Origin of the sequence: Methylophilus luteus (genome assembly GCF_042676265.1) — a bacterium.
Lineage (GTDB): Bacteria > Pseudomonadota > Gammaproteobacteria > Burkholderiales > Methylophilaceae > Methylophilus > Methylophilus luteus.
Window position 1 is genome coordinate 23625 of sequence record NZ_JBHTKB010000002.1, and the last position, 21426, is coordinate 45050.

General features: G+C 53.3%; 20 protein-coding genes. 11 read left to right on the forward strand and 9 right to left on the reverse strand.

The window, feature by feature from the left end; genetic code table 11:
* Positions 1 to 196: 196 nt before the first annotated feature.
* Positions 197 to 988: a thiosulfate oxidation carrier complex protein SoxZ gene (soxZ, locus tag ACFQ1Z_RS09605; RefSeq protein ID WP_379057242.1), complete on the reverse strand. Its 792-nt coding sequence runs from the start codon at positions 986 to 988 to the stop codon at positions 197 to 199.
* Positions 989 to 1006: 18 nt separating this feature from the next.
* Entirely contained in the window at positions 1007 to 2566 is a 1560-nt protein-coding gene (locus ACFQ1Z_RS09610; protein WP_379057243.1) for a beta-barrel assembly-enhancing protease, read from the reverse strand.
* A gap of 114 nt (positions 2567 to 2680) precedes the next feature.
* Between ACFQ1Z_RS09610 and moaC the strand changes: the two genes are divergently transcribed.
* Both moaC and ACFQ1Z_RS09620 read left to right on the forward strand, forming a co-directional pair.
* Positions 2681 to 3157 carry a cyclic pyranopterin monophosphate synthase MoaC gene (moaC, locus tag ACFQ1Z_RS09615; protein ID WP_379057244.1) on the forward strand — a complete coding sequence of 159 codons (477 nt, stop codon included), beginning with the start codon at positions 2681 to 2683 and terminating at the stop codon, positions 3155 to 3157.
* A gap of 1174 nt (positions 3158 to 4331) precedes the next feature.
* Positions 4332 to 5270, forward strand: a complete 939-nt coding sequence (locus ACFQ1Z_RS09620; protein WP_379057245.1) for a DMT family transporter — start codon at positions 4332 to 4334, stop codon at positions 5268 to 5270.
* A gap of 19 nt (positions 5271 to 5289) precedes the next feature.
* Here the strand turns inward: ACFQ1Z_RS09620 and ampD are convergent, their stop codons facing one another.
* Complete coding sequence (gene ampD, locus ACFQ1Z_RS09625) at positions 5290 to 5838, reverse strand: 1,6-anhydro-N-acetylmuramyl-L-alanine amidase AmpD (protein ID WP_379057246.1); 549 nt, start codon at positions 5836 to 5838, stop codon at positions 5290 to 5292.
* Positions 5839 to 5964: 126 nt separating this feature from the next.
* Here ampD and ACFQ1Z_RS09630 point away from each other — a divergent pair, with 126 nt between their 5' ends.
* Complete coding sequence (locus ACFQ1Z_RS09630) at positions 5965 to 6975, forward strand: sodium:calcium antiporter (protein WP_379057247.1); 1011 nt, start codon at positions 5965 to 5967, stop codon at positions 6973 to 6975.
* Positions 6976 to 7045: 70 nt separating this feature from the next.
* Here the strand turns inward: ACFQ1Z_RS09630 and ACFQ1Z_RS09635 are convergent, their stop codons facing one another.
* Both ACFQ1Z_RS09635 and ACFQ1Z_RS09640 read right to left on the reverse strand, forming a co-directional pair.
* Complete coding sequence (locus ACFQ1Z_RS09635; RefSeq protein WP_379057248.1) at positions 7046 to 8536, reverse strand: sigma-54-dependent transcriptional regulator; 1491 nt, start codon at positions 8534 to 8536, stop codon at positions 7046 to 7048.
* On the reverse strand, positions 8536 to 10149 hold the full coding sequence (locus ACFQ1Z_RS09640; RefSeq protein WP_379057249.1) for a two-component system sensor histidine kinase NtrB: 1614 nt from the start codon (positions 10147 to 10149) through the stop codon (positions 8536 to 8538). The genes ACFQ1Z_RS09635 and ACFQ1Z_RS09640 overlap by 1 nt, the downstream gene beginning before the upstream one ends.
* Positions 10150 to 10425: 276 nt before the next feature.
* Between ACFQ1Z_RS09640 and ACFQ1Z_RS09645 the strand changes: the two genes are divergently transcribed.
* The 3 genes from ACFQ1Z_RS09645 to ACFQ1Z_RS09655 all read left to right on the forward strand — a co-directional run bounded on the left by ACFQ1Z_RS09645 (position 10426) and on the right by ACFQ1Z_RS09655 (position 11952).
* The gene (locus ACFQ1Z_RS09645) at positions 10426 to 11010 is read left to right on the forward strand and encodes an RNA polymerase sigma factor (RefSeq protein WP_379057250.1); all 585 of its coding nucleotides are present in this window, start codon (positions 10426 to 10428) and stop codon (positions 11008 to 11010) included.
* On the forward strand, positions 11007 to 11378 hold the full coding sequence (locus ACFQ1Z_RS09650) for a DUF3619 family protein (RefSeq protein WP_379057251.1): 372 nt from the start codon (positions 11007 to 11009) through the stop codon (positions 11376 to 11378). Before ACFQ1Z_RS09645 ends, ACFQ1Z_RS09650 begins: the two co-directional genes overlap by 4 nt.
* A 178-nt stretch (positions 11379 to 11556) precedes the next feature.
* Entirely contained in the window at positions 11557 to 11952 is a 396-nt protein-coding gene (locus tag ACFQ1Z_RS09655) for a DUF3106 domain-containing protein (RefSeq protein WP_379057994.1), read from the forward strand.
* An 89-nt stretch (positions 11953 to 12041) separates the two neighbouring features.
* On the opposite strand, the gene ACFQ1Z_RS09660 is transcribed toward ACFQ1Z_RS09655, so the two are convergent.
* Positions 12042 to 12782, reverse strand: coding sequence for an LrgB family protein (locus ACFQ1Z_RS09660; RefSeq protein WP_379057252.1), 741 nt, complete (start codon positions 12780 to 12782; stop codon positions 12042 to 12044).
* Positions 12775 to 13155 (reverse strand): CidA/LrgA family protein, encoded by a 381-nt coding sequence (locus ACFQ1Z_RS09665; protein ID WP_379057254.1) that lies wholly within the window; start codon positions 13153 to 13155, stop codon positions 12775 to 12777. The genes ACFQ1Z_RS09660 and ACFQ1Z_RS09665 overlap by 8 nt, the downstream gene beginning before the upstream one ends.
* Before the next feature lie 85 nt (positions 13156 to 13240).
* Here ACFQ1Z_RS09665 and ACFQ1Z_RS09670 point away from each other — a divergent pair, with 85 nt between their 5' ends.
* A complete protein-coding gene (locus ACFQ1Z_RS09670; protein ID WP_379057255.1) occupies positions 13241 to 13942 on the forward strand; it encodes a DUF2490 domain-containing protein in 702 nt (233 codons plus the stop codon).
* Between the two features lie 58 nt (positions 13943 to 14000).
* Complete coding sequence (gene metH, locus ACFQ1Z_RS09675; RefSeq protein ID WP_379057257.1) at positions 14001 to 17789, forward strand: methionine synthase; 3789 nt, start codon at positions 14001 to 14003, stop codon at positions 17787 to 17789.
* Between the two features lie 690 nt (positions 17790 to 18479).
* Here the strand turns inward: metH and pbpG are convergent.
* Positions 18480 to 19553, reverse strand: coding sequence for a D-alanyl-D-alanine endopeptidase (gene pbpG, locus ACFQ1Z_RS09680; RefSeq protein ID WP_379057995.1), 1074 nt, complete (start codon positions 19551 to 19553; stop codon positions 18480 to 18482).
* A gap of 239 nt (positions 19554 to 19792) precedes the next feature.
* Here pbpG and ACFQ1Z_RS09685 point away from each other — a divergent pair, with 239 nt between their 5' ends.
* Positions 19793 to 20152 carry a glycine cleavage system protein H gene (locus ACFQ1Z_RS09685; RefSeq protein WP_379057258.1) on the forward strand — a complete coding sequence of 120 codons (360 nt, stop codon included), beginning with the start codon at positions 19793 to 19795 and terminating at the stop codon, positions 20150 to 20152.
* A gap of 37 nt (positions 20153 to 20189) precedes the next feature.
* On the opposite strand, the gene ACFQ1Z_RS09690 is transcribed toward ACFQ1Z_RS09685, so the two are convergent.
* Complete coding sequence (locus ACFQ1Z_RS09690; protein ID WP_379057260.1) at positions 20190 to 20384, reverse strand: hypothetical protein; 195 nt, start codon at positions 20382 to 20384, stop codon at positions 20190 to 20192.
* Positions 20385 to 20514: 130 nt separating this feature from the next.
* On the opposite strand from ACFQ1Z_RS09690, the gene ACFQ1Z_RS09695 reads away from it, so the two are divergent.
* Entirely contained in the window at positions 20515 to 20790 is a 276-nt protein-coding gene (locus ACFQ1Z_RS09695) for an FmdB family zinc ribbon protein (RefSeq protein ID WP_379057261.1), read from the forward strand.
* Between the two features lie 18 nt (positions 20791 to 20808).
* On the forward strand, positions 20809 to 21408 hold the full coding sequence (locus ACFQ1Z_RS09700) for a DUF502 domain-containing protein (protein WP_379057262.1): 600 nt from the start codon (positions 20809 to 20811) through the stop codon (positions 21406 to 21408).
* Positions 21409 to 21426 lie beyond the last annotated feature (18 nt).

The following is a 21426-nucleotide window of genomic DNA, read 5'->3' on the forward strand; positions in this document are numbered from 1 at the left end:
TCTCCTTTATAAGTGATTCAAATGGTTGTTTTAAATCATGGTTAATTAAAAGTGTTGCCGTGTTTCCACAGCGAATGTATGCATAGTAGACAAATCTATTACATATGTATAATTGATTGTATTAATTTTATTGATAAATATTATTTATTAAATAGTATTTATCTAAGACTACTTGTTTAATACTCTTGTTTAATACTTATGGTGCAACCGTGACCTGGCCTTGCCCTTCAAAACCGCGGTTATCCTGCCAGTGCACTGCGATCACGTCGCCCACCTTGGCCTGTTTGAGATAAAAAGTAAAGTAAGGATTACGTGAGATGCCGGTGCCGGTTTGCGCATCAACGATCAGCTGTCCGTTCAGCAGCACTTGCATCATTTGCATGAAATGCGCTGGCATCAGAACACCGTCATCATTTTTACTGCGCCCGGTACGCATAGGGTGCACAATGATTATCTTGAGCTCTACAGTCCCATCTTCAAGTGGGCGCGCCCGCATTTTCATGCTGCTGGCAAACGGCTCTTCGCGCTCACTGCCGGCGCAACCATCTTCGAGCACGGTGACTGCACGCCGTTGCTGCTGAAATTGCCCGCCAGTCTGCTGGATCAGCGCGATCAGATCGCCTGACTGCGCCAGCTTGATTCGCGTCACCAGTTTCGGCAACACTTGCTTGCCCAGCTCAAAACTGGCGATCAGCGGTGTAGGGTTGGCATCCGCCAGCAAGCGCAGGGTACTGATGTTACCGGCGGCCTGGGTAATGGCGACCTCCACCTGCACCACGGCACCATTCTCGGCTTTTTGCGGGGCCAGTATGTGGATATCCGGCGACAGCGGTACCGCCTTGGCCTGCAATGCCGTCATCACCTCTGCAGTGTGTTTGGCTTCAAACGCCTGCACGAACCAGGCAGCAGCCTGCACCTTTTGTATCACCAGGCACAAGGGCAGTGTCGCCAATGCCAGCCAGCCTTTTAATACTGTTCTTCTTTGCATCAGACGCTACTCACCCTATTAATTTTTGTCATCATCTTTTTCCAGCGCCTGTTGCAGCCTGAGCGCCTTTAACCGCGCTTCAACCTTGGATTGCAGATAAAAATCACCATCCTTGGCTTTGCTGGCAATGTCGAATTGGTCTATGGCGCGTGGCAGATCATATTTGCGCACATATGACTCACCCAGTGCCTGGTGCCGCAATGTCTGCTTGCCCAGCCCCTGATAAGCAGCGGCCAGCCAGTCATACAGTTTCGGGTCTTCAGGAAACATGGACAACTGTTTCTGGATAAAGGTCACTGCCTGCGACCACTGGTTACTGCGTATCAAGAGCTCAGCTTCACCTTGTGCCAGCATCCTGTGTTGCGGGTATTTTTGCAAGCCTTGGACAAACTGCTTTTCGGCCTCGGCCACTTGCCCCAGTTTGGCCAGGGTCAGCGCTTTTAATGTCACCAGGTAGGGGTTGACCATGCCATGCTGCTCCAGCCATTGCACTTGCTGCTCAGCATTTTTGGCCTGGTTTGCGCGCAAATAGGCATAGGCCAGCCCATAGTGTTCGGATTGCTCATTCTGAAAACGGCCCTCTTCCAGATTGTTTTTAAACTCCTCCACCATTTGCGTAGGGCTGCCCTCAAACGCACGTATTTTTGCCCGCATCAGTGAAAAAGCCGGATTCTCACTCACCTGTTTATACGGCAGGTTCTGCACGCGGTTACCCATATCGGCGATGCGCTCGCTGGTCATAGGGTGGGTACGCAAATAGCTGGGCATATTGCCATCAGAAAAACGCGTGGCGCGCTGCAAGGTGTTGAAAAAGGCCGGCATGGCGCGCACATCAAACCCGGCATCCTGCAGGATAGTCAGCCCGACCCGGTCGGCTTCACGCTCATGCTCGCGCGTATAGTCGATCTGGCGCTGGATACCCGCAGCAGACGCAGCCGTCATCGCCCCCATGCCGGCCTGCGGATTGGAACGCATCACCAGCAAGGCCAGCGCCGTCGCCGCAATATTCTTGAACATATCGTACTTTTGTGACGCCAGCATGCGCGCCAGATGATGCTGGGTGACATGGCCTATCTCATGCCCCAGCACGCTGGCCAACTCTGATTCACTATTGGATGAAGTAAACAAGCCGGTATGCACACCGATCACGCCACCCGGCATGGCAAACGCGTTGATGCTTCTTTCCTGCAGCACAAAAAAATAAAATTTCTGCTGCTTGTCCGGGCTACTGGCCCCCAGGCGTTTGCCCAATGCCTGCAAATAGTCAGTGACTTCGGCATCATCAAACACATCCTCACTGCTGGCCACCTGCTTGAGGATCTGGTTAGCGATCTTTTCTTCATCCCGCGCCGACAACACGGTTTGCGATGCATCACCCAGCTCAGGCAACTGATTGGAAGAATCGGCTGGCAAATGCAGATCAAGGTCAGGCTCGTAAGGTTTGCCCGAGAATTGGCCAACGGCACTTTGTGCCGGCATGGGCAATGCGGATGGCATCAGCAACGCGAATACCACCACCCAGCGCCCGTACGCCAGGCGCGAATGCTGATGCATCAATTTGAATGGAATAGAAAGCATGTGCCTGCGATTGAATAACAACCCTTAAACGACATTATTGCTGGCTCACTATAAACCGCTGAGCCAAACTTGTTATGATAACGACTTCATCGCTTGAGTTCATCATTTTTCACCATGTCCGAATTAACCCACTTCAACGCCCAGGGCCATGCGCATATGGTCGATATAGCCGACAAACCTCACAGCAAACGCGTAGCGATCGCTGAAGGCCGCATACGCATGCAGCCCGCCACCTTGCAGACCATCTTGCAAGGCAATGCCAAAAAAGGGGATGTGCTGGGGATAGCACGTATCGCCGCCATCCAGTCCAGCAAAAAGACCAGCGAGCTGATCCCGCTATGCCATCCGCTCAGCTTGAGCCGGGTGGAGGTGAATTTTGTGGCGGATGAGGCAGAGCATAGTGTTGTTTGCCGGGTGCAATGTGAAACGACGGGGCAGACAGGGGTGGAGATGGAAGCGTTGACAGCGGTGCAGGTCGGCTTGTTGACCATATACGATATGTGCAAGGCGATAGATCGCGGGATGACGATGGAGGGTATTCGCTTGCTGGAGAAGCATGGTGGGAAGAGTGGGGATTGGGTAGCGGCTTAGGGGCATAGCTTGAGGCTCTTCGCACTCGTTGAAATACGTTCTATAGGTATTCTTTCGATAGTTCTGTGCTCTGATTCGGCATTTTCTTTCGCCCCTAGGCGAGTTACTTTCCTTTGCTTGCCCAAAGGATAAGTAACCAAAGGAAAGGGCACCCTAGCTTCCGCTTATTTCCTGCGTTGCTCGTCAAAATAAGCGGTCGCGAAACTCGCCCTGACAAGCCACACACTTCGTGGCTTGTTGCGGAGCTCAGACAGTCGCTCCCTTCCTCCTTATTTTGACTCCGCTACTCGGCGCGTCAGATAGGGGACCCGGAAAGACACTACGCGGTTAGAGCGGGAAGTCTTTCTCGCATTGCATCCCGCTCGACCAGCGAATGAACAAATCAAAAACAAAAAACAAATACACAGTTGCTAAGCGCCTGCTACACATGGCGTTTCACAAATGGCTCATCGTGGTGATGTTGACTTTGGGCCCCTATCTGACGCGCCGAGTAGCGCAGGCAGCGTGGGAGGGGTCGGCCAGCGTCTGTTCGAGTTCCGCGGTGGCTTGCGTTTTGTGCAAGCCGCTAGGGCGAGTTTCGTTGGACGCCCACGCTGACGAGCAACGCAGGGAAAAAGCGGAAGCTAGGGTGCATTTCTTTTGGTTACGTTTTCTTTGGGCAAGCAAAGAAAAGTAACTCGCCTAGAGGCGAAATAAAATGCCGAATCAGATCACAAATGCAGCACTGAACTATCCAAAGAAATACCTAGATTACAACTTCCAGGCAGGTGCATCACTCACTCTGCGCAGTCCGCCAGCTTTGGCAAGCCAAGAAAAGTAACTCGCCTACAGGCGAAATAAAATGCTAAATCAGATCACAAAACCATCCAAAGAAATAACGATTAGAACTTCACGGAAAGTGCATCATTTGTTCTCCATGGAACCAAGCCACGCATGAACCTTGCCGGAATGCAACAATACCCGCTTGACCCTGCCGCTGATTCCGCGTAAATTCCGCAACCTTATGCACAAGCACTTTTCTCAACCTTCTGTTGTGACAATGACCCGAAAGGCATTGTGGCTGGTCGCCACATCCTGTCGCGGTTGCTGCTTGGCTTAAACTTTTGCAACCGCGGGCTCTCCGCGGTTGATCTTGCATTCCCTTCCCGTTGAGCCCATGAATTTCAGGGCTGATATGAAACACGCTACACACCCTTATTACGGCGCCATGCTGGTGCTGTTGTCGTCTATTTTTGCTTCTTCGAAAGCCATTATGGCCAAGCTCGCCTATGTATACCACATAGACACCGCCAGCCTGATCGCTTTGCGTATGGCATTCGCGCTGCCTTTCTTTATTGGTTTGGGCTGGTGGGCCATGCGCCAGAAATCGCCGCTGAGCATGACAGCCAGGGACTGGTTTTTTCTGCTGATCCTGGCGACGGCAGGTGGTTATGGTTCGATGTGGCTGAATTTTGAAGGGTTGCATTATGTCTCGGCCGGTTTGGAGAGGGTGATCCTGTTTCTTTACCCTACCCTGGTGGTAGTGATGGGCGCCGTGTTTTTAAAGCACCATATCACCAGGCGCGAATGGCTGGCCATGGGCACCAGTTATGCCGGGGTCATACTGGTGGTGTGGCACGATGTTGAGTTTGCAGCACTGAACGCCGGCGATACCTTGTATGGTGCGGGGCTGGTATTGCTGAGTGCGATCGTTTTTGCCGCTTATCTGCTAGGTAGCGGGCAGTTGATTCCCAAGCTGGGTGCCAGCAGGTTCACCGCCATAGTGATGAGCCTGACCACGCTGGCGAGTGCTTGCCACTTTGGCGTGGATGCTTCGTTTGTCACGCTCACCGCTTTGCCGCAACCAGTGTATATGTTGGCGTTTTTGATGGCGGTGATCGCCACGGTGCTGCCCACCATGCTGATGAATCTGGGTATCCATCAACTGGGTAGCCGCAAGGCATCGCTGATCAGCGCCATAGGGCCGGTCTCTACCGTAGTGCTGGCCTATGTTTTTCTCGGCGAGCAATTGTCGTGGGTGCAGGGCGCAGGCACTGTGCTGGTGATGACAGGCGTGATCGCGGTCAGTCTGGATACTGCGCCGCCAGCCAGGGCGACAGAGCCCGAAGTCTGAACGCGTGCCGAGAGGCAGGTCAGGTGATGCGTTGCCAGTCAAAAAATGGGCCGGGGTCGGTTTTGCGCCCTGGTGCGATCTGTGAATGGCCAACGATATGCCTGATAGGGTAGCGTTTTTTTAATGCGTCTATCAGCGCCTGCAGGCTGAGGTACTGCGCGTTAGCGAATGCGCAGTCGTCGCTGCCTTCCAGCTCTATGCCTATTGAGAAGTCATTACAGCGCTCTCTGCCCTGCCAGCTGGAAACGCCGGCGTGCCAGGCGCGCTGCAGGCAGCTGGCGAATTGTATCAATTGGCCGTCACGGCGGATCAAAAAGTGCGACGATACTTTTAAATGGGCGATGGTTGCATAGTAAGGGTGCTCGGTGGCATCCAGTGTGTTGGTGAATAGCTCTATGATGCCATTACCACCGAACTGGTTGGGCGGCAGGCTGATGTTATGCACCACTATCATGTCTATGCCGCTATCCGCAGGGCGGCTATCGGTATTAGGGGACAAGATGACCTGGCAGGGGCTGGCCATGCCCAGGTCATCAATTTCAACAGGGGGGAGTAGCTCTGGCGACATGCCAACATTGTAGGTGAATTCGTGCGAATTGCGTTATGATTCCGCCCGCAACCACAAGTTTGTCATTCCATGCCGTTTTGGCGGAAGCCGCATGGAAAACTGATTGCCGCCAGACAGGAACAAGTCATGGTTTTCTTGCAGTTATTCTTAATGTTGGTGGTGATACTGATCGCAGCGGAAATATTCACCAATGCGCTGGAACACCTGGGTGAGCGCCTGGGGATCTCAGAAGGCGTGACCGGTTCTATTTTTGCCGCCGTGGGCACGGCCCTGCCTGAGACATTGGTGCCATTGCTGGCTATTTTTTCCTATACCTCCAGCAGCGGCGATAGCCATGCCGGTCACGATATCGGTGTGGGCGCTATCCTGGGTGCGCCGTTGATGCTGGCCACACTTTCCCTGAGTCTGATGGCCTTATCGGTGTGGAAACGCCGTGGCAGCAGCGGGCATATCCGCCCTGAGCGTAGCGGGCTGGTGCGTGACCTGAATTTCTTTATCCTGGCCTTTATCTTCGCCACCATCGCCATGTTTGTGCCGCACACCGAAGCACTGGTGCGTTATGGCATCAGCATACTCATGGTGCTGATCTATTTCATCTATGTGCTGATGACCATCAAGGCCTCGCGCGGGCTGGTAGAGGAAGGGCATGCTACCGAGGCTGAAGATGCGATGATGCTGGCCAAAATCGGTCTGCCGACCAATCTGATCACCATCACCTTGCAGCTGGTGATTGGCCTTGGTTTGCTGATCTTTGGCGCCAAAGGCTTTATCAATGAGGTTGAAACAGCGGCAGCCATACTGGGTGTGTCTGCGCTGTTGTTGTCGTTGCTGATCATCCCTATCGCGACCGAACTGCCAGAAAAAGTGAACAGTATCTTATGGATACGCAAAGGCAAGGACACGCTGGCGTTTGGCAATATCACCGGCGCCATGGTGTTTCAGGGCACATTATTACCGGCGATAGGTATCATGCTGACAGACTGGGCACCAAGAACAGAAGTGGCGCTGGGTATTCTGATCACCCTGCTGGCGGCGATATGGTTACGTTACCGCGTGGCCCGGGGTGGTTTGCTGGTATGGCACCTGCTGGTCAATGGCCTGCTGTATATTTTATATCTGGCTATCGTACTCAGTTAAAGCCAGTGTTTGCCGTCGGAGGATAGCAAGTGCATGCGCTTACTATCCTCACACAAGATTCCCTTAAACCTTATTCCTCTTCGCCGTCGGCATCCTCTACATCCTGCTCTTTGGACAGGCCCAGTTTGGATAAGCGGTAGCGCAAGGTACGGAAGCTGATGCCCAGCAGTTTGGCAGCGGCGGTTTTGTTGTTATTGGTTTTCTCCAGCGCCTGCAATATGGTGCGTTTCTCAATATCTTCCAGATAGTCAGACAAGCTGACATCCATAGGTAACATGGTACTGCCAGCTGCTGCTGACGGGCTGGTCGTATATTCCAGCGGCAACGCCACCTCGGCATGCGGTGTAGCCACGCGTTCTTCTATGGCGGGGGTGTCCCATGGCATGGCCGGCCTGTCGCTGATGGGTGCTTCCGGCATGTCTTCCAGTGATAGATCACCCACCGCAATGGTCTGGCCATCACACAATGCCAGCGCGCGTTCCAGCATGTTTTCCAGTTCGCGTACATTGCCATGAAACTGTAGTTGCTGGATATAGACTTTGGCTTCAGGCGCAATGCCGGGTTTGCTGATGCTCTGGTTCAGGCACAGTTTGCCCAGCAAGCGCTCGGTCAGTTCCGGGATATCTTCAGGCCGTTCGCGCAGTGAAGGCATTTTGAGCTGGATCACATTCAGGCGGTAATATAAATCCTGCCTGAACTCGCCTTTTTCCATCATGGCATTCAGGTTTTTGTGGGTGGCCGAGATGATGCGCACATCTACCGTTTCTTCCACGGTGCTGCCTACCACTCTTACTTTCTTTTCCTGGATGGCGCGTAATAACTTCACTTGCATGGCCAGCGGCAGGTCGGCGACTTCATCCAGAAATAAAGTGCCGCCGTTGGCAGCCTGAAACAGGCCTTGCGTATCCTGGATAGCGCCGGTGAACGCACCTTTTTTATAACCGAAGAATTCGCTTTCCATCAGGTTCTCAGGGATGGCGCCGCAGTTAACGGCGATAAAAGCCTGGTCTTTGCGCGAGCTGTTCTGGTGGATCAGCCTGGCGGCCAGTTCTTTACCGCTGCCTGATTCGCCGCTGATATACACCGGCGCCTGGCTGCGTGCCAGTTTGGCGATCATGGTGCGCACATAGCTCATGGCCGGAGAGGCACCTATCAGGTCTACGGTATTCGCACCCTGCGATTCTTTCTGCAGTGAAAGTTTGAGGGCAGATTCGACCAGCGGGCGCAGTTGTTTCAGCGAGATCGGTTTGGTGATGTAATCAAATGCCCCGGCTTTTAACGCCGACACTGCATTTTCTGCACTGCCATAGGCGGTGATGACGGCGACCGGCAAGCCAGGAAACTGGGCATTGATATGTTGCACCAGTTCCAGCCCCAGTCCGTCCGGCAGCCGCATGTCGGTCAGGCACAGGTCATAGCTGAAAGAGTGCAGCATATGTTTGGCGTCAGTGATATTGCTGGCGCTCTCGGCCTGTATACCCATGCGCTCCAGGGTGAGGACGACCAGTTCACGGATATCGGTCTCGTCGTCGACCACCAGACATCGATAGGAATTTGCCATTAAACGATTACCTTCTTAATTGTCAGTGAAAATTGTGTGCCGCTGGCCGTGCTCGAATAATCCAGTTTTGCGCCATTGGCTTCGGCCAGCTCGCGCGCAATAAACAGACCCAGGCCGGTGCCGGTTTTTTCCGTGGTCATAAACGGCTCAAACAGGTGCGGCTGGATTTTCGGGTCTATGCCATTGCCATCATCCTTGATCGTCATGTGGATGAACTGGCCGCTTTTGTCGCCTGTCACTTTCAGTTGCAGGCTGCGTGACTGTTGCTTGCTGTGCCGCCAGCCATTTTTACATAGATTCCACAGTATCTGGTTGATATGCCGGCGGTCAAATACGATAGTGGCGTGTTTTTCCGGGATGCTGAGCGTGAAGTTGTGCGGGTCTATCTTTTCTACCGCGCAAAACTGCTGGTAGAACTCCTGGATAAAGGTTTTGATATTGAATTGTTCCTGGTTGGTGCGGTCACGGCGGTTGAGCTCGAGTACGTCCTTGATGATCTGGTCCAGCCGCTGCACGTTATCAGAAATGATCTGCAGCATGCGCTCGGTGCCCGGCTCTATGGAGTCTTCCTGTAATAACTGCGTGGCATGGCTAATAGCACTCAAAGGGTTGCGGATCTCATGCGCGATATTGGCGGTCAGCCTGCCTAGCGCCGCCAGTTTCACCTGATGCGCCTGGGTCTGGATCTGCGACCAGTCTTCAATGAAGATCACCACGCCATTATCTATGTTCTCTGAAATGGCATGAAAGCGTATGCCCAGGTCACGGTTGTTGATGGTGAGTTTGGTGGCGTCCTGCGGTGCCAGCTTGTTGGTGGGCGCAGTTTGCAACAGTTGGGTGATGGCTGGCGTCAGCAGACTCAGCGCCGCCTGTGAGCGCACGGCTTCCAGGCACTGGCTGTCTTCCAGCCCCAGTAATTTGCAGGCCTGGAAATTGTAGTGCTTCAAGCGCTGATGCTGGTCTATCACCAGCACGCCGTTGGGCATCTCCTGCGTGATCAGCGCATTGGTCCTGGCCAGCTGCTCTATATCCTGGCCGCGCTCGGTGGCCAGTTTCTCGCTGCTTTGCATGCGGGTGGTCAGTGTTTGCGCCAGCCAGGCGGTGGCAAAGCAGCTGATAGACAGTAATACCGCACTGCTGTAATCATTGTAGTTATCACCAAGCTGGTTGTGTTTGATCACCTGGTGGGTGTTTTCCAGCAAGATACCTATAGTGGCGATCGCTGCGTAAAACATGGCAAAACGGCCATCGCTGATCAGGCCGGCAAAGATGATATTAATGATCAGCAGCAAGCCGATACCGCTTTGGCTGCTTTGCAGGAAATGCATCATGACCACGATCACCGCGATATCCACGCTGGTTTGCAGCTTGAGCGCGATGCCACTTTTGGCTTGCAGATGCCTGAAACTGAGGCTGACTGTCAGTGCATATAAGAAAAACACCACCAGTGCCCAGAATACATAAGCAGGCTCTGCAAACGTGTGCCTGAAGAACGGCCATAACTGGCTGCCCAGCAACATGCCAGAGGCGCACAGTCTATACAGGCTGTATAGCCGCAGATGTTGCACGTCTGGTGTTTTTTCAGGCAGGGCGGCAGTCAGGGCAGTGGCCATCACACAGGCTCCCGGTCAGCATTAGCCAGCGCTAAGCGATGCGACTGCATGGCATAAAGTTGAGTGCATTTTTGTTTGGGTGTCATCAGGTAAACCATCGTTTTGCAGCCATCAAGCCTTATTCTATCAGTAATAAAATTAAAACTGATATACTCAGCTCAACAGGGAGATAAACGATACCTGTTTCTTTGACTGCCAATAACAAACATACCTGCAGCGGAGTGACAGGGATCGTCGAGTTGAAAACTTTGATTATCTCGGGGATTAGGAACCGTAGTGGCGAGTGCGCAAGAAATATCAGATTTTTTATGTCAGATTGAAAAGCGGGCATTCAGGCAAACTGCCTATGCCGTGCGCGATGACCATGCCGCGCTGGATATCGTGCAGGACGCCATGCTGAAATTGGCAGACAAATACGCCAATAAACCGATAGCGGAATACCCTATGCTGTTTCAGCGTATTCTGCAAAACACCACGCGCGATTTCTGGCGCAGGCAAAAGGTCCGTAATTTATGGACCTCTTTATTTTCTTCGTTTGGTTCGCAAGACGATGAAGAATTCGACCTGCTGGAAACCATAGATGTAGAAGGGCCTGAAACTGACCCTGCTGAACAGTTGCAGCGCTCGCAAACCATGAAACTGATTGAAAAAGCGCTAGAAAAATTACCAGCACGTCAACGAGAAGCATTCGTATTGCGTTATTGGGAAGAATTGGACGTAGCTGAAACTGCGGCCGCGATGGGTTGTTCGGAGGGGAGTGTCAAAACACATTGCTCACGCGCGGTCGGTGCTTTGTCATTGTCATTAGGCCAGGCTGGTCTCGGCGTCCAGAAGTTGCAAAAAAGAGGAGTAAAGCCATGAGTAAACAACGTCATCCGGAAGACGACTTGCCTCTGCCTTTGCGCGAATGTGTGGAGTTACTGAAAAATGATGTCCAGCCATTATCCGCAGAGGTTGAAACCCGTCTAACTGCAGCCAGGCAGGCTGCCTTAAGGCGCTTCGCCGAAACTAAACGAACGTCACCCGTAGTAGGTGACATTTTGTCGTGGGCGTCATTCGGCCATCCACGCATGATGGGCGCAGCCGCATTGTCTGTGTGCCTGGCGTTGGGTGTGTTGATGATATCTGCGCAGCACAATGATGATGCCATGCTGTTGAGCGCAGACTTGCCGGTAGAGGCGTTTGTCGATAACGGCTTTGAGCCGTGGCATTATTCAGAGCATATCTGACTTTCACTATATGTGTATTAAATCAATGGTGTGTATTAAATCAATGGAACAATGAGAAGTGATGCGAAATCATTCGTTGGTATTAGGCTGGGTGGTATTGTCTTTGAGTGTAATGGGCAGTTTGCATGCCGCGCCAGCGGGTGCGGCTGATGAACATGCTGGCACTGCAATGTTGGCAATGGCGGATATTGGTGCGATCAAGAATGACCTGTCACCGGATGACCCTGCTGCCAATGTGACCTGGGCGCAACTGACCGAACAGCAGCGTGTGGTGCTGGCGCCGTTAAAATCAGAGTGGGATACCCTGCGCCCGTGGCAGCGTGAAAAGATGCTGGATATCGCCCACCAATACCCGAAAATGGACGCGCAGAAACAGCAGCGTGTGCAAAAGCAGCTGGTCAAGTGGAGCCGCATGACGCCTTACGAGCGTGAAAATGCGCGTAAACGTTACCAGCAGTTTCAGAGCCTGACGCCGGAGAAAAAAGAAGCGCTGCGCAAACAGTGGAAAGAGCATCAGCGTAAAGCGGCGGCTAGCGAAGGTTATGATCCGGAGTTTGACGGAGCCGAGCCTTAGTTCGGCTTAGCCCGCGGGCCGGCATCTCAGGCCGGCCTAAAGCCAGCTGGTGTATGCTGTTTTTGACTGGGCCCAGCCCCCTGCCAGCGTTAAAAGCCCAGATACGGCCTTAAGTAAGTCAATACGATAGGCAACCCGATCGCACTGATCACCCCGTTCAAGCCCATGGCCATGCTGGCATAGATGCCGGCTTCTTCATTCACGCTGAACGCGCGTGTGATCCCCAGGCCGTGTGCACCCACACCGATAGCGGTACCGCGTATCCACCATTGCTGGACTTTGCTGGCGTTGAGGATATAAGGCGCCAGGATAGCGCCCAGCATGCCGGTGATCACCGTGAACACCGCAGTCAGAGTGGGCGATACGCTCAGCCGTTCGGCGATGCCCATGGCGATAGGGGCGGTCACCGATTTGGCATACATGCTGCCGACGATATTGTCAGAAGCACCCATCAGTTTGCTGATGGCGACCGCGCTGACTATCGAAACCGTGCTACCCGCAGTCAGCGCCACCCAGATATGGAAGATCTTACCCTGCATGCGCTTGAAGCCGTGGTAGATAGGCACTGCCAAAGCCACCGTGGCTGTGCCGAGCAGAAAGTGCACGAACTGCGCACCTTCAAAATATTTCTCATACGGCATATTTAGCGCTTCAATGATCAAACAGGTCAGTATCACCGCGATCGCCACCGGGTTGACCAGCGGATGCCGTTTGGCGCGCACATACAGCAGATAGCCCAGCTGGTAGGTCGCCAGCGTGATGATCAGCGCAAACAGCGGGTCGCCCGACAGGTAGACCCAGATCTCAGAAATAGGGATGCGGTTATTCATGGCGCTGCTCCCTGCCTATGCCCTTGTTGCGCTTGAGTGAAAAATACCAGAACATTTTCAGTACGATGGCCGTCACCGCAATGGTCAGGATAACGCTGACCAGCAAGGCGGTGCCAACGGCCAGGGCATGCGTCTGTAACTCGGGCAGAAACATCAATACGCCGACCGAAGCAGGCACGAACAGTAATCCCAGATGCTGGCGGAAAGCGTCTGCCACGGTGGCAAGGTCAGTATCTACCTGGCCTTTTAAACATAAAAATGCCAGTAATAACAGCAAGCCCAGCACCGGCCCCGGAATACCGGGCAGGAAGAATTTGCTGAGCAGTTCGCCCAGGCCCTGCCACAAAAAGAGTTGAACCAAACCTGATATCATGCAATCCCCTTACATAGTCGGTCGCTCAACGGCAGCCGATTTTCATGTCACACTGATTTACACCAATAGAATGTCCGCGATGTTAATGTCATTTTCCCGATTCGACCATATTTTTTTCAACCGTGTTTTTTTGCTGCTGCTATTGCTGGCTTGCGCGTCTGCATTTGCCGAGACCGATGAAGACGGCCGCTACTGGCTCAGTGTGTATACCCAGGGCAAGCTACCGGCAGACAATTTTTTCTGGAGTATGGATACGCACCCGCGCTGGCGCGAGGAAGGGCGGGACTTTGACCAGCTGATCCTGCGCCCGGCGGTGTTTTACAAATTCAACCCCAAAGCCAGCGCCTGGCTGGGTTATGACACAGTGATCACTCACCCCGCCGGGCAATCCAGCTTTCGCGAGAACCGCTTATGGGAACAGTTTCAATACCAGTTTGACGAAGTGGCTTCTATCACCCTGACCAGCCGCACGCGCTTTGAACAGCGGCGGCGTGAAGATTTTCAGGATGTGGGGCACCGTATGCGGCAAATGGTCAGGGCAACCACCCCGAGTACGCTGCACCCGCAATTGCAATGGCTGGTGTACGACGAGTTGTTCATCAACTTTAACCAGACCGAGTGGGGTGTGCGCCGTGGCATAGACCAGAATCGCCTGTTCCTGGGCGTCAACTGGAAATTCAGCGACTTTTCCAATGTCGATGTCGGCTATCTCAACCAGTACATCAACACGCGCACGGTAGACCGCGAAAACCATGTGCTGATGACGACTTTCCGCTTCAATTTCTAGCAGCAGAGCTTGAAACCCGCTGTGTTAAAATAGCGCTTTTATTTTCAAGTTGATACGCATGACGCAACTGTCAGTCTCCGCTACCGAGCAATGGCTACGTGCAGCCCTGGCCAAACGCATCCTGATCCTGGATGGCGCGATGGGGACCATGATCCAGCAATACAAGCTGACCGAGGCTGACTACCGTGGCGAGCGTTTCAAGGATTTTCAGGGCCCGCCCGGTGAGCGCGAGTTGTTTGTCAAAGGCAATAACGAGCTGCTGACACTGACCCAGCCGCAGGTGATACAGGAGATACACGAGAAATACCTGGCTGCGGGTGCCGACATCGTCGAAACCAATACTTTCGGTGCCACCAGTGTCGCGCAGGACGATTACCATATGGCGCACCTGGTGTACGAGATGAACGTAGAGTCGGCCAAGCTGGCCAAGGCTGCCTGCGTCAAATACAGCACGCCGGATAAACCCCGGTTTGTGGCTGGCGCCCTGGGCCCTACACCAAAAACCGCGTCTATCTCTCCCGATGTAAACGACCCCGCCGCCCGTAATGTGAGCTTTGACCAGCTGGTGACTTCATACCACGAACAGATACGTGGCCTGGTTGATGGCGGCGCCGATATCCTGATGGTGGAAACCATTTTTGATACTCTCAACTGTAAAGCCGCCTTGTTTGCGATAGAGACTTTCTTTGACGAGCAGGGCAAGACCTGGCCTATCATGATCTCAGGCACTGTCACCGATGCCTCCGGCCGTATCCTTTCCGGCCAGACCGTGACTGCGTTCTGGCATTCTGTGCGGCACGTGAAACCACTGACGGTAGGGCTCAACTGTGCACTGGGTGCGACGCTGATGCGCCCCTATGCCGAAGAGCTGAGCAAGGTGGCAGATACCTTCGTCTGCATCTACCCTAACGCCGGCTTGCCTAACCCGATGTCAGATACCGGCTTTGACGAAACGCCGGATGTGACCTCCAGCCTGGTCAGAGAGTTTGCGCAAAGTGGCTTTATCAATATTGCCGGTGGCTGCTGCGGTACCACGCCACCCCATATCAACGCCATTTATAACGCGATCAAAGACCTGCCGCCACGCGAAGTGCCTGAGCTACCAGTGGCTACCAAGCTGTCAGGGCTGGAGCCTTTTATCATTGATGAAAACTCGCTGTATGTGAATGTAGGCGAGCGTACCAACGTCACCGGTTCTAAAGCGTTTGCGCGCATGATCATCAATGAGCAATACGAGGAAGCGCTCAGTGTCTCCCGCCAGCAGGTAGAAAACGGCGCGCAGGTCATCGATATCAATATGGATGAAGGCATGCTGGATGCGGTCAAGGCGATGACGCATTTCCTCAATCTGGTCGCTTCAGAGCCGGATATCGCGCGCGTGCCTATCATGATAGATTCGTCCAAATGGGCAGTGATAGAGGCCGGCCTCAAATGCGTGCAGGGCAAAGCCATCGTTAACTCTATCTCGATGAAAGAAGGCGAAGCCGAATTCCTGCGCCAGGCAAAATTATGCCAGCGCTATGGTGCCGCCGTGGTGGTGATGGCGTTTGATGAGACCGGCCAGGCCGATACCTATGCGCGCAAAACCGAGATCTGCAAACGCGCTTATGATCTGCTGGTAGGCCAGGGTTTCCCGCCGGAAGACATTATCTTTGACCCCAACATTTTTGCCGTAGCCACCGGTATCGAAGAGCACAACAACTACGCGGTGGACTTTATCGAAGCCACGCGCTGGATTAAGCAGAACCTGCCCTATGCGCGCATTTCCGGCGGTGTCTCCAACGTCAGTTTCAGTTTCCGCGGCAACGAGCCCGCGCGCGAAGCGATACATACCGTATTCCTCTATCACGCCATCCAGGCCGGCATGACCATGGGTATAGTCAACGCCGGTATGGTCGGTGTCTATGACGATATCCCCGCTGAATTGCGCGAGCGCGTAGAAGACGTGGTGCTGAACCGCGTGGTAGACCCTGACAACCCGCTGGCGGCGACTGAGCGCATGATAGAGATCGCCGGTACCCTGGTTGCCGGTGGCAAAAAAGTTGAAGCCACACTGGCCTGGCGCGGCACACCCGAAAGCCCGGTGCCTGCCAGCAAGCGCCTGGAATATGCGCTGGTGCATGGCATTACCGACTTTATCGTGGCCGATACCGAAGAAGTGCGCCTGGAAGTGATGAACAACGGCGGCCGCCCTATCCATGTGATCGAAGGGCCGCTGATGGATGGCATGAATGTGGTCGGTGACCTGTTCGGCCAGGGCAAGATGTTTTTGCCGCAAGTGGTGAAATCGGCGCGCGTGATGAAATCCGCGGTTGCGCACCTGATCCCGTTTATTGAAGAAGAAAAAGCCCTCGAAGAAAAACGCACCGGTGTGGTGGCCAAGCCCAAGGGCAAGGTCGTGATCGCGACGGTAAAAGGCGATGTGCACGATATCGGCAAGAACATCGTCTCGGTGGTGTTGCAATGCAACAACTTCGAAGTCGTGAACATGGGAGTGATGGTGCCCGCCGCTGAGATCCTGGCCATGGCCAAGGCTGAGAATGCCGATATCATAGGCCTGAGCGGCCTGATCACGCCGTCGCTGGAAGAAATGGCCTATATCGCCAGGGAGATGCAGCGCGACCCGCACTTTGTTGAAAACCAGACACCTTTGCTTATCGGTGGTGCGACCACATCACGCGCGCATACCGCCGTGAAAATTGCGCCGCATTACGAAGGCCCGGTGATTTATGTGCCTGATGCCTCGCGCTCGGTCAGCGTCATGCAGAACCTGCTGACGCCGGAGACACGCGGTGCTTACCTGGCCGAGATACAGGCCGATTATGCCAAAGCGCGCCACCAGCACGCCAATAAAAAAGGCGTGCCTATGCTGAGCCTGGCCGATGCGCGCGCCAATGCTGCCAAAGTCGATTTTGCCGGAGCGGGCAAGCCGGTAAAACCCAAATTCATAGGCCGGCGGGTGTTCAAGAATATCGACCTCGCGCTGATTGCCCAATATATAGACTGGGGCCCGTTCTTCCAGACCTGGGATCTGGCAGGCCCTTATCCCGCTATCCTTAAAGATGAAGTGGTCGGCGAAGCCGCGAGCAAAGTGTTTGCCGAAGCACAGACCATGCTGAAACGCATCATTGATGGGCGCTGGTTATCCGCGAATGGCGTGATCGCCTTGTTCCCGGCCAATCAGGTCAACAGTGACGATATCGAGATCTACACCGATGAATCCCGCAGCCAGGTGGCACTGACCTGGTACGGCATGCGCCAGCAGACACAAAAGCCGGTGATAGACGGTGTGGCACGGCCTAACCAGTGCCTGGCCGATTTTATTGCGCCTAAAGGGGTAGACGATTACATAGGCCTGTTTGCCGTCACCGCTGGCCTGGGCATGGAAAAACGCCTGGCTGACTATGAAAAGAACCACGATGACTACAACGCCATCATGTTTAAATCACTGGCTGACCGTCTGGCGGAAGCGTTTGCCGAGTATATGCACGAGCGCGTGCGTAAAGACTTGTGGGGCTATGTCGCCAGCGAGCAGCTAGATAGTGAAGCCCTGATCAAGGAGAAATACCAGGGCATACGCCCGGCGCCAGGCTACCCGGCCTGCCCGGATCACACGGTGAAAGCCGATATGTTCAGGGTGTTGCAGGCCGAAGAGATAGACATGCAACTGACGGATAGCTACGCCATGTTGCCGGCAGCGGCGGTGAGTGGCTTCTACCTGGCGCATCCTGAATCCAGATATTTCAGTGTAGACAAGATCGCTGATGACCAGCTGGAAGACATGGCCAAGCGGAGGCAGGTGGAAAAAGCCTGGCTGGAGAGATGGTTGGCGCCTAACCTGGGTTGATTTATCAGGGTTGGTGTAGTGGGCAGGATAAAAAGCGTACTGGGAAGTACGCTTTTTTGCTATTGGATGTTGGCTTGGGTCATTCGTAGGCGGGGGGGTAAAAAAGCGCTGCAGCGGTTGTACATTTGCAAGCATGCTGACAAATGCGCGAATGATCTGCATTTCCTGAGTCCGTCATTCCGTCGGAGGACGGAATCCAGGCAAGGTTCATGCTTAGCTTGGTTACTATAAAGAACCGTCGTTGCACTTTCTATGAATATCTAATCGGTAATTCTTTTGATGAGTTCAGTAATCTGTTTCGGCATTTTCTTTCGCCACTCAGCGAGTTACTTTTCTTTGCTTGCCCAAAGAATAAGTAACCAAAAGAAAGGGCACCCTAGCATCCGCTTTTTCCCTGCGTTGCTCGACCTAGGACTTTCGTCCGTTGCTTTGCCGGACTTAACGTGGGCGTCCAACGAAACTCGCCCTAGCGGCTTGCACACTGCGCAAGCCACCGCGGAACTCGAACAGACGCTGGCCGACCCCTCCCACGCTGACTGCGCTACTCGGCGCGTCAGATAGGGGCCCGTTAAAAGCACTACGCGTTGTTGGCAGAGTGAGTTTGCCTGATCTCAGCACGCTTTGGGTCATTGTGTTGGTAGGGCAAAAAAAAGTCCGCGATATTCGCGGACTTTTTTTGATTTTAGCTGATCAGTTAGCGTCTTCGCTCAGGGTCTTGCTCATGGACAAGCCGGTCAGTACGATATCACCGCCGCCATTCTTCTGCGAAGACAGGGTGCTGTAGTTGTGTTCCATCCATTTTTTGATACGTTTGGCATCGCCGATACGGGTCAGTTTGCCGACAGAATCCAGCAGCACCAGGATCAGCGGTTCGCCGGCGATCGTCGCCTGCATCACCAGACAGCGTCCGGCTTCGCTGATGTAGCCGGTTTTTGATAAGCCTATCTCCCAGCTGCTGTGGGTGCTTTCCCTGACCAGTGCATTGGTGTTGTGGAAATGCAGCGGCTGCCTTCTGTGTACGTTGAGGTCGTAGTCAGAGGTGGTGGTGATCTGACGTATCATCGGGTACTGGTAAGCCGCATGTACCATTCTTGCCAGGTCCATCGCGGTAGAAACGTTGTTGCTGTTGAGACCGGTGGAGTCTTCAAAGTGGGTGTTCATCATGCCCAGGCTGGCGGCCTTGGCGTTCATGTCCTGGATAAAGCGTTGTTTGCCGCCCGGGTAATGGGTGGCCAGAGCGGAAGCGGCGCGGTTCTCGGAAGCGATCAATGCCAGGTTGAGCAGGTCTTCACGTGTCATGGTGGTGCCCACTGGCAGACGTGAGGAGGTGCCTTTCAGGTAGTCCACGTCCATCTCGGTGATGGAGACTTCGTCATTCAGGTTGAGTTTGGCGTCCAGCACCACCATGGCCGTCATCAGTTTGGTGACAGAGGCGATAGGGGTGGGGGTGTCTAAATTCTTGGAGTAGATGATCTCGTGCGTATTCTGGTTCATCACCAGCGCTTTGGTTGAAGCGATGGCCAGATTGCTGTTGCTTGATTTGCCAGTGAAAGAATCAAACATCTCTGCATCGGCTGCAGGTTTGGCAAGTTTTCTGGCATGCACCTTGGTCGGGCGCATGGATTTGGTTTTGCTCGGGTTAACGCGATATTCGGACGACACGCGCGCACTGGATTTTTTATGTTTGCTGGCAGAGACAGTCTGTTTTTTAGATGGGGATTTTGCGATCGCCTGGCCTGCTGGCGCAAAAGCGATGGAACTCACCAGTAAAACTTTAAGACAATGCTTGAAAAAACTCATAATCCACCTTCCAGAAACCAGTTTTATTATTGCCCAGTTATTATTCAGCGTCAATCACTTATCGCAATTTTTTAGTGTAACAAGTTAAACCTTACAACAACTGTTGCTGTAAGCGAATGCGGAATAAGCTTTGGTGTGGCCAATAGACTATGGCACAATTATTATCACCTAATTTTTTGATTTCTATTCATATGTCAACAGGCTTGAAATACCTCTTTTCTAAAGAACACACTTGGGCGGCGCAAGCAGAAGATGGGGTATGGCTGGTCGGCATCAGCGAATATGCGCAGAATATGCTGGGGGATGTGGTGTTTATTGACCCGCCCAAGGTCGGCCAGGCGGTAGAGCAGTTTGCGGTTTGCGGTTTGATAGAGTCGGTGAAAACCGGTTCTGATATTTATGCGCCGCTGACCGGCACAGTGCTGGAAGTGAACGACGCGGCCTTAGCGGCACCGGAAAAAGTGAACGACCACCCCTACGCGACGTGGATATTCAAGCTTGAAGCCAATGCCACTGGTGTTGAAGCATTGCTGGACCAGGCGACATACGAAGCACAAGTCTGACCCATTTTGCCAGTGTGTATGGTTTGCTCGCCGTGGCTTATTTCAGTTTGCGTATGGTCAGTGTAGGTTCTGCGTAGAGCAGGTCGGTGACTGCTACCGCAAATGAACGCGGTTTTTGTGGCGTGCTATGCAATGACAAACGTTGATGGTGCGCATTCAGGTCGCGGCTGACGAATCCCAAAAATACAAACAGGGTGGAAAGTGCCACGGTTTTAACATTTGTTTGTTGCATGCATGTGTCCTTAAAGTCTTTTTAATTCAATTACATCGCCGCTGTTTTGATGTTTTGCAGCGCGAATCAGGTATAATTTGCCGCTTAGTAAATCTTTTTCAGCAAGTTGTCTTTCGGGTTGCGTTTACATATGCCTATCTACGATTTCCAATGTAGCGAATGCGGTCATCAGCAAGAGCTGATGCGCAAAGTTTCTGCTCCCAGCGTGGACGAATGTCCGCAATGCAAACAGCAGACTTTTTCTAAAAAAGTCTCCGCACCTAACTTTCAGCTCAGCGGCAGTGGCTGGTACGCGACTGATTTTAAAAACGGCAGTTCTGCAACAAGCAGCAAGCCCGCCGAGTCTGCCAGCACAGAAACAGCCTCCAGCGGTGCCAAGTGCGCTACCGGCTGTGCCTGCCACTAACAGCGAAAAGCAATCACCATGAAAAAATATTTCATTACAGGTTTACTGGTGCTGGTCCCGTTATTCATTACGGTATGGGTGCTTAAAACTTTAGTGCAGACGCTGGACCAGAGCCTGTTCTTGCTGCCGACCGCCTGGCGCCCGGTGGCCTTGCTCGGCATAGATATCCCTGGCTTTGGCGTGATCCTGACCGTAGTCATCGTGCTGGCGACCGGCCTGGTGGCGACCAATATTTTCGGCCAGCAATTGATAGAACTGTGGGAAGGTCTGCTGATACGCGTGCCGGTGGTGAAATCCATCTATTCCAGCGTCAAGCAGGTGTCGGACACCTTGTTTTCGGATTCCGGCAATGCATTCCGCCAGGCACTGTTGATCGAGTATCCACGGCAAGGTGTATGGACCATCGCTTTCCTCACCGGCACACCGGGCGGCGATGTGGCCAATCACCTGCAGGGTGAATATGTCAGCGTCTATGTGCCGACTACGCCTAACCCGACTTCGGGTTTTTTCCTGATGTTGCCGAAATCAGACGTGATCACGCTGGATATGAGTGTGGATCAAGCCTTGAAATACATCATTAGCATGGGTACAGTGGCGCCTTTGCCAAAACAGCACTAATCGCAACCCTTTTAACTT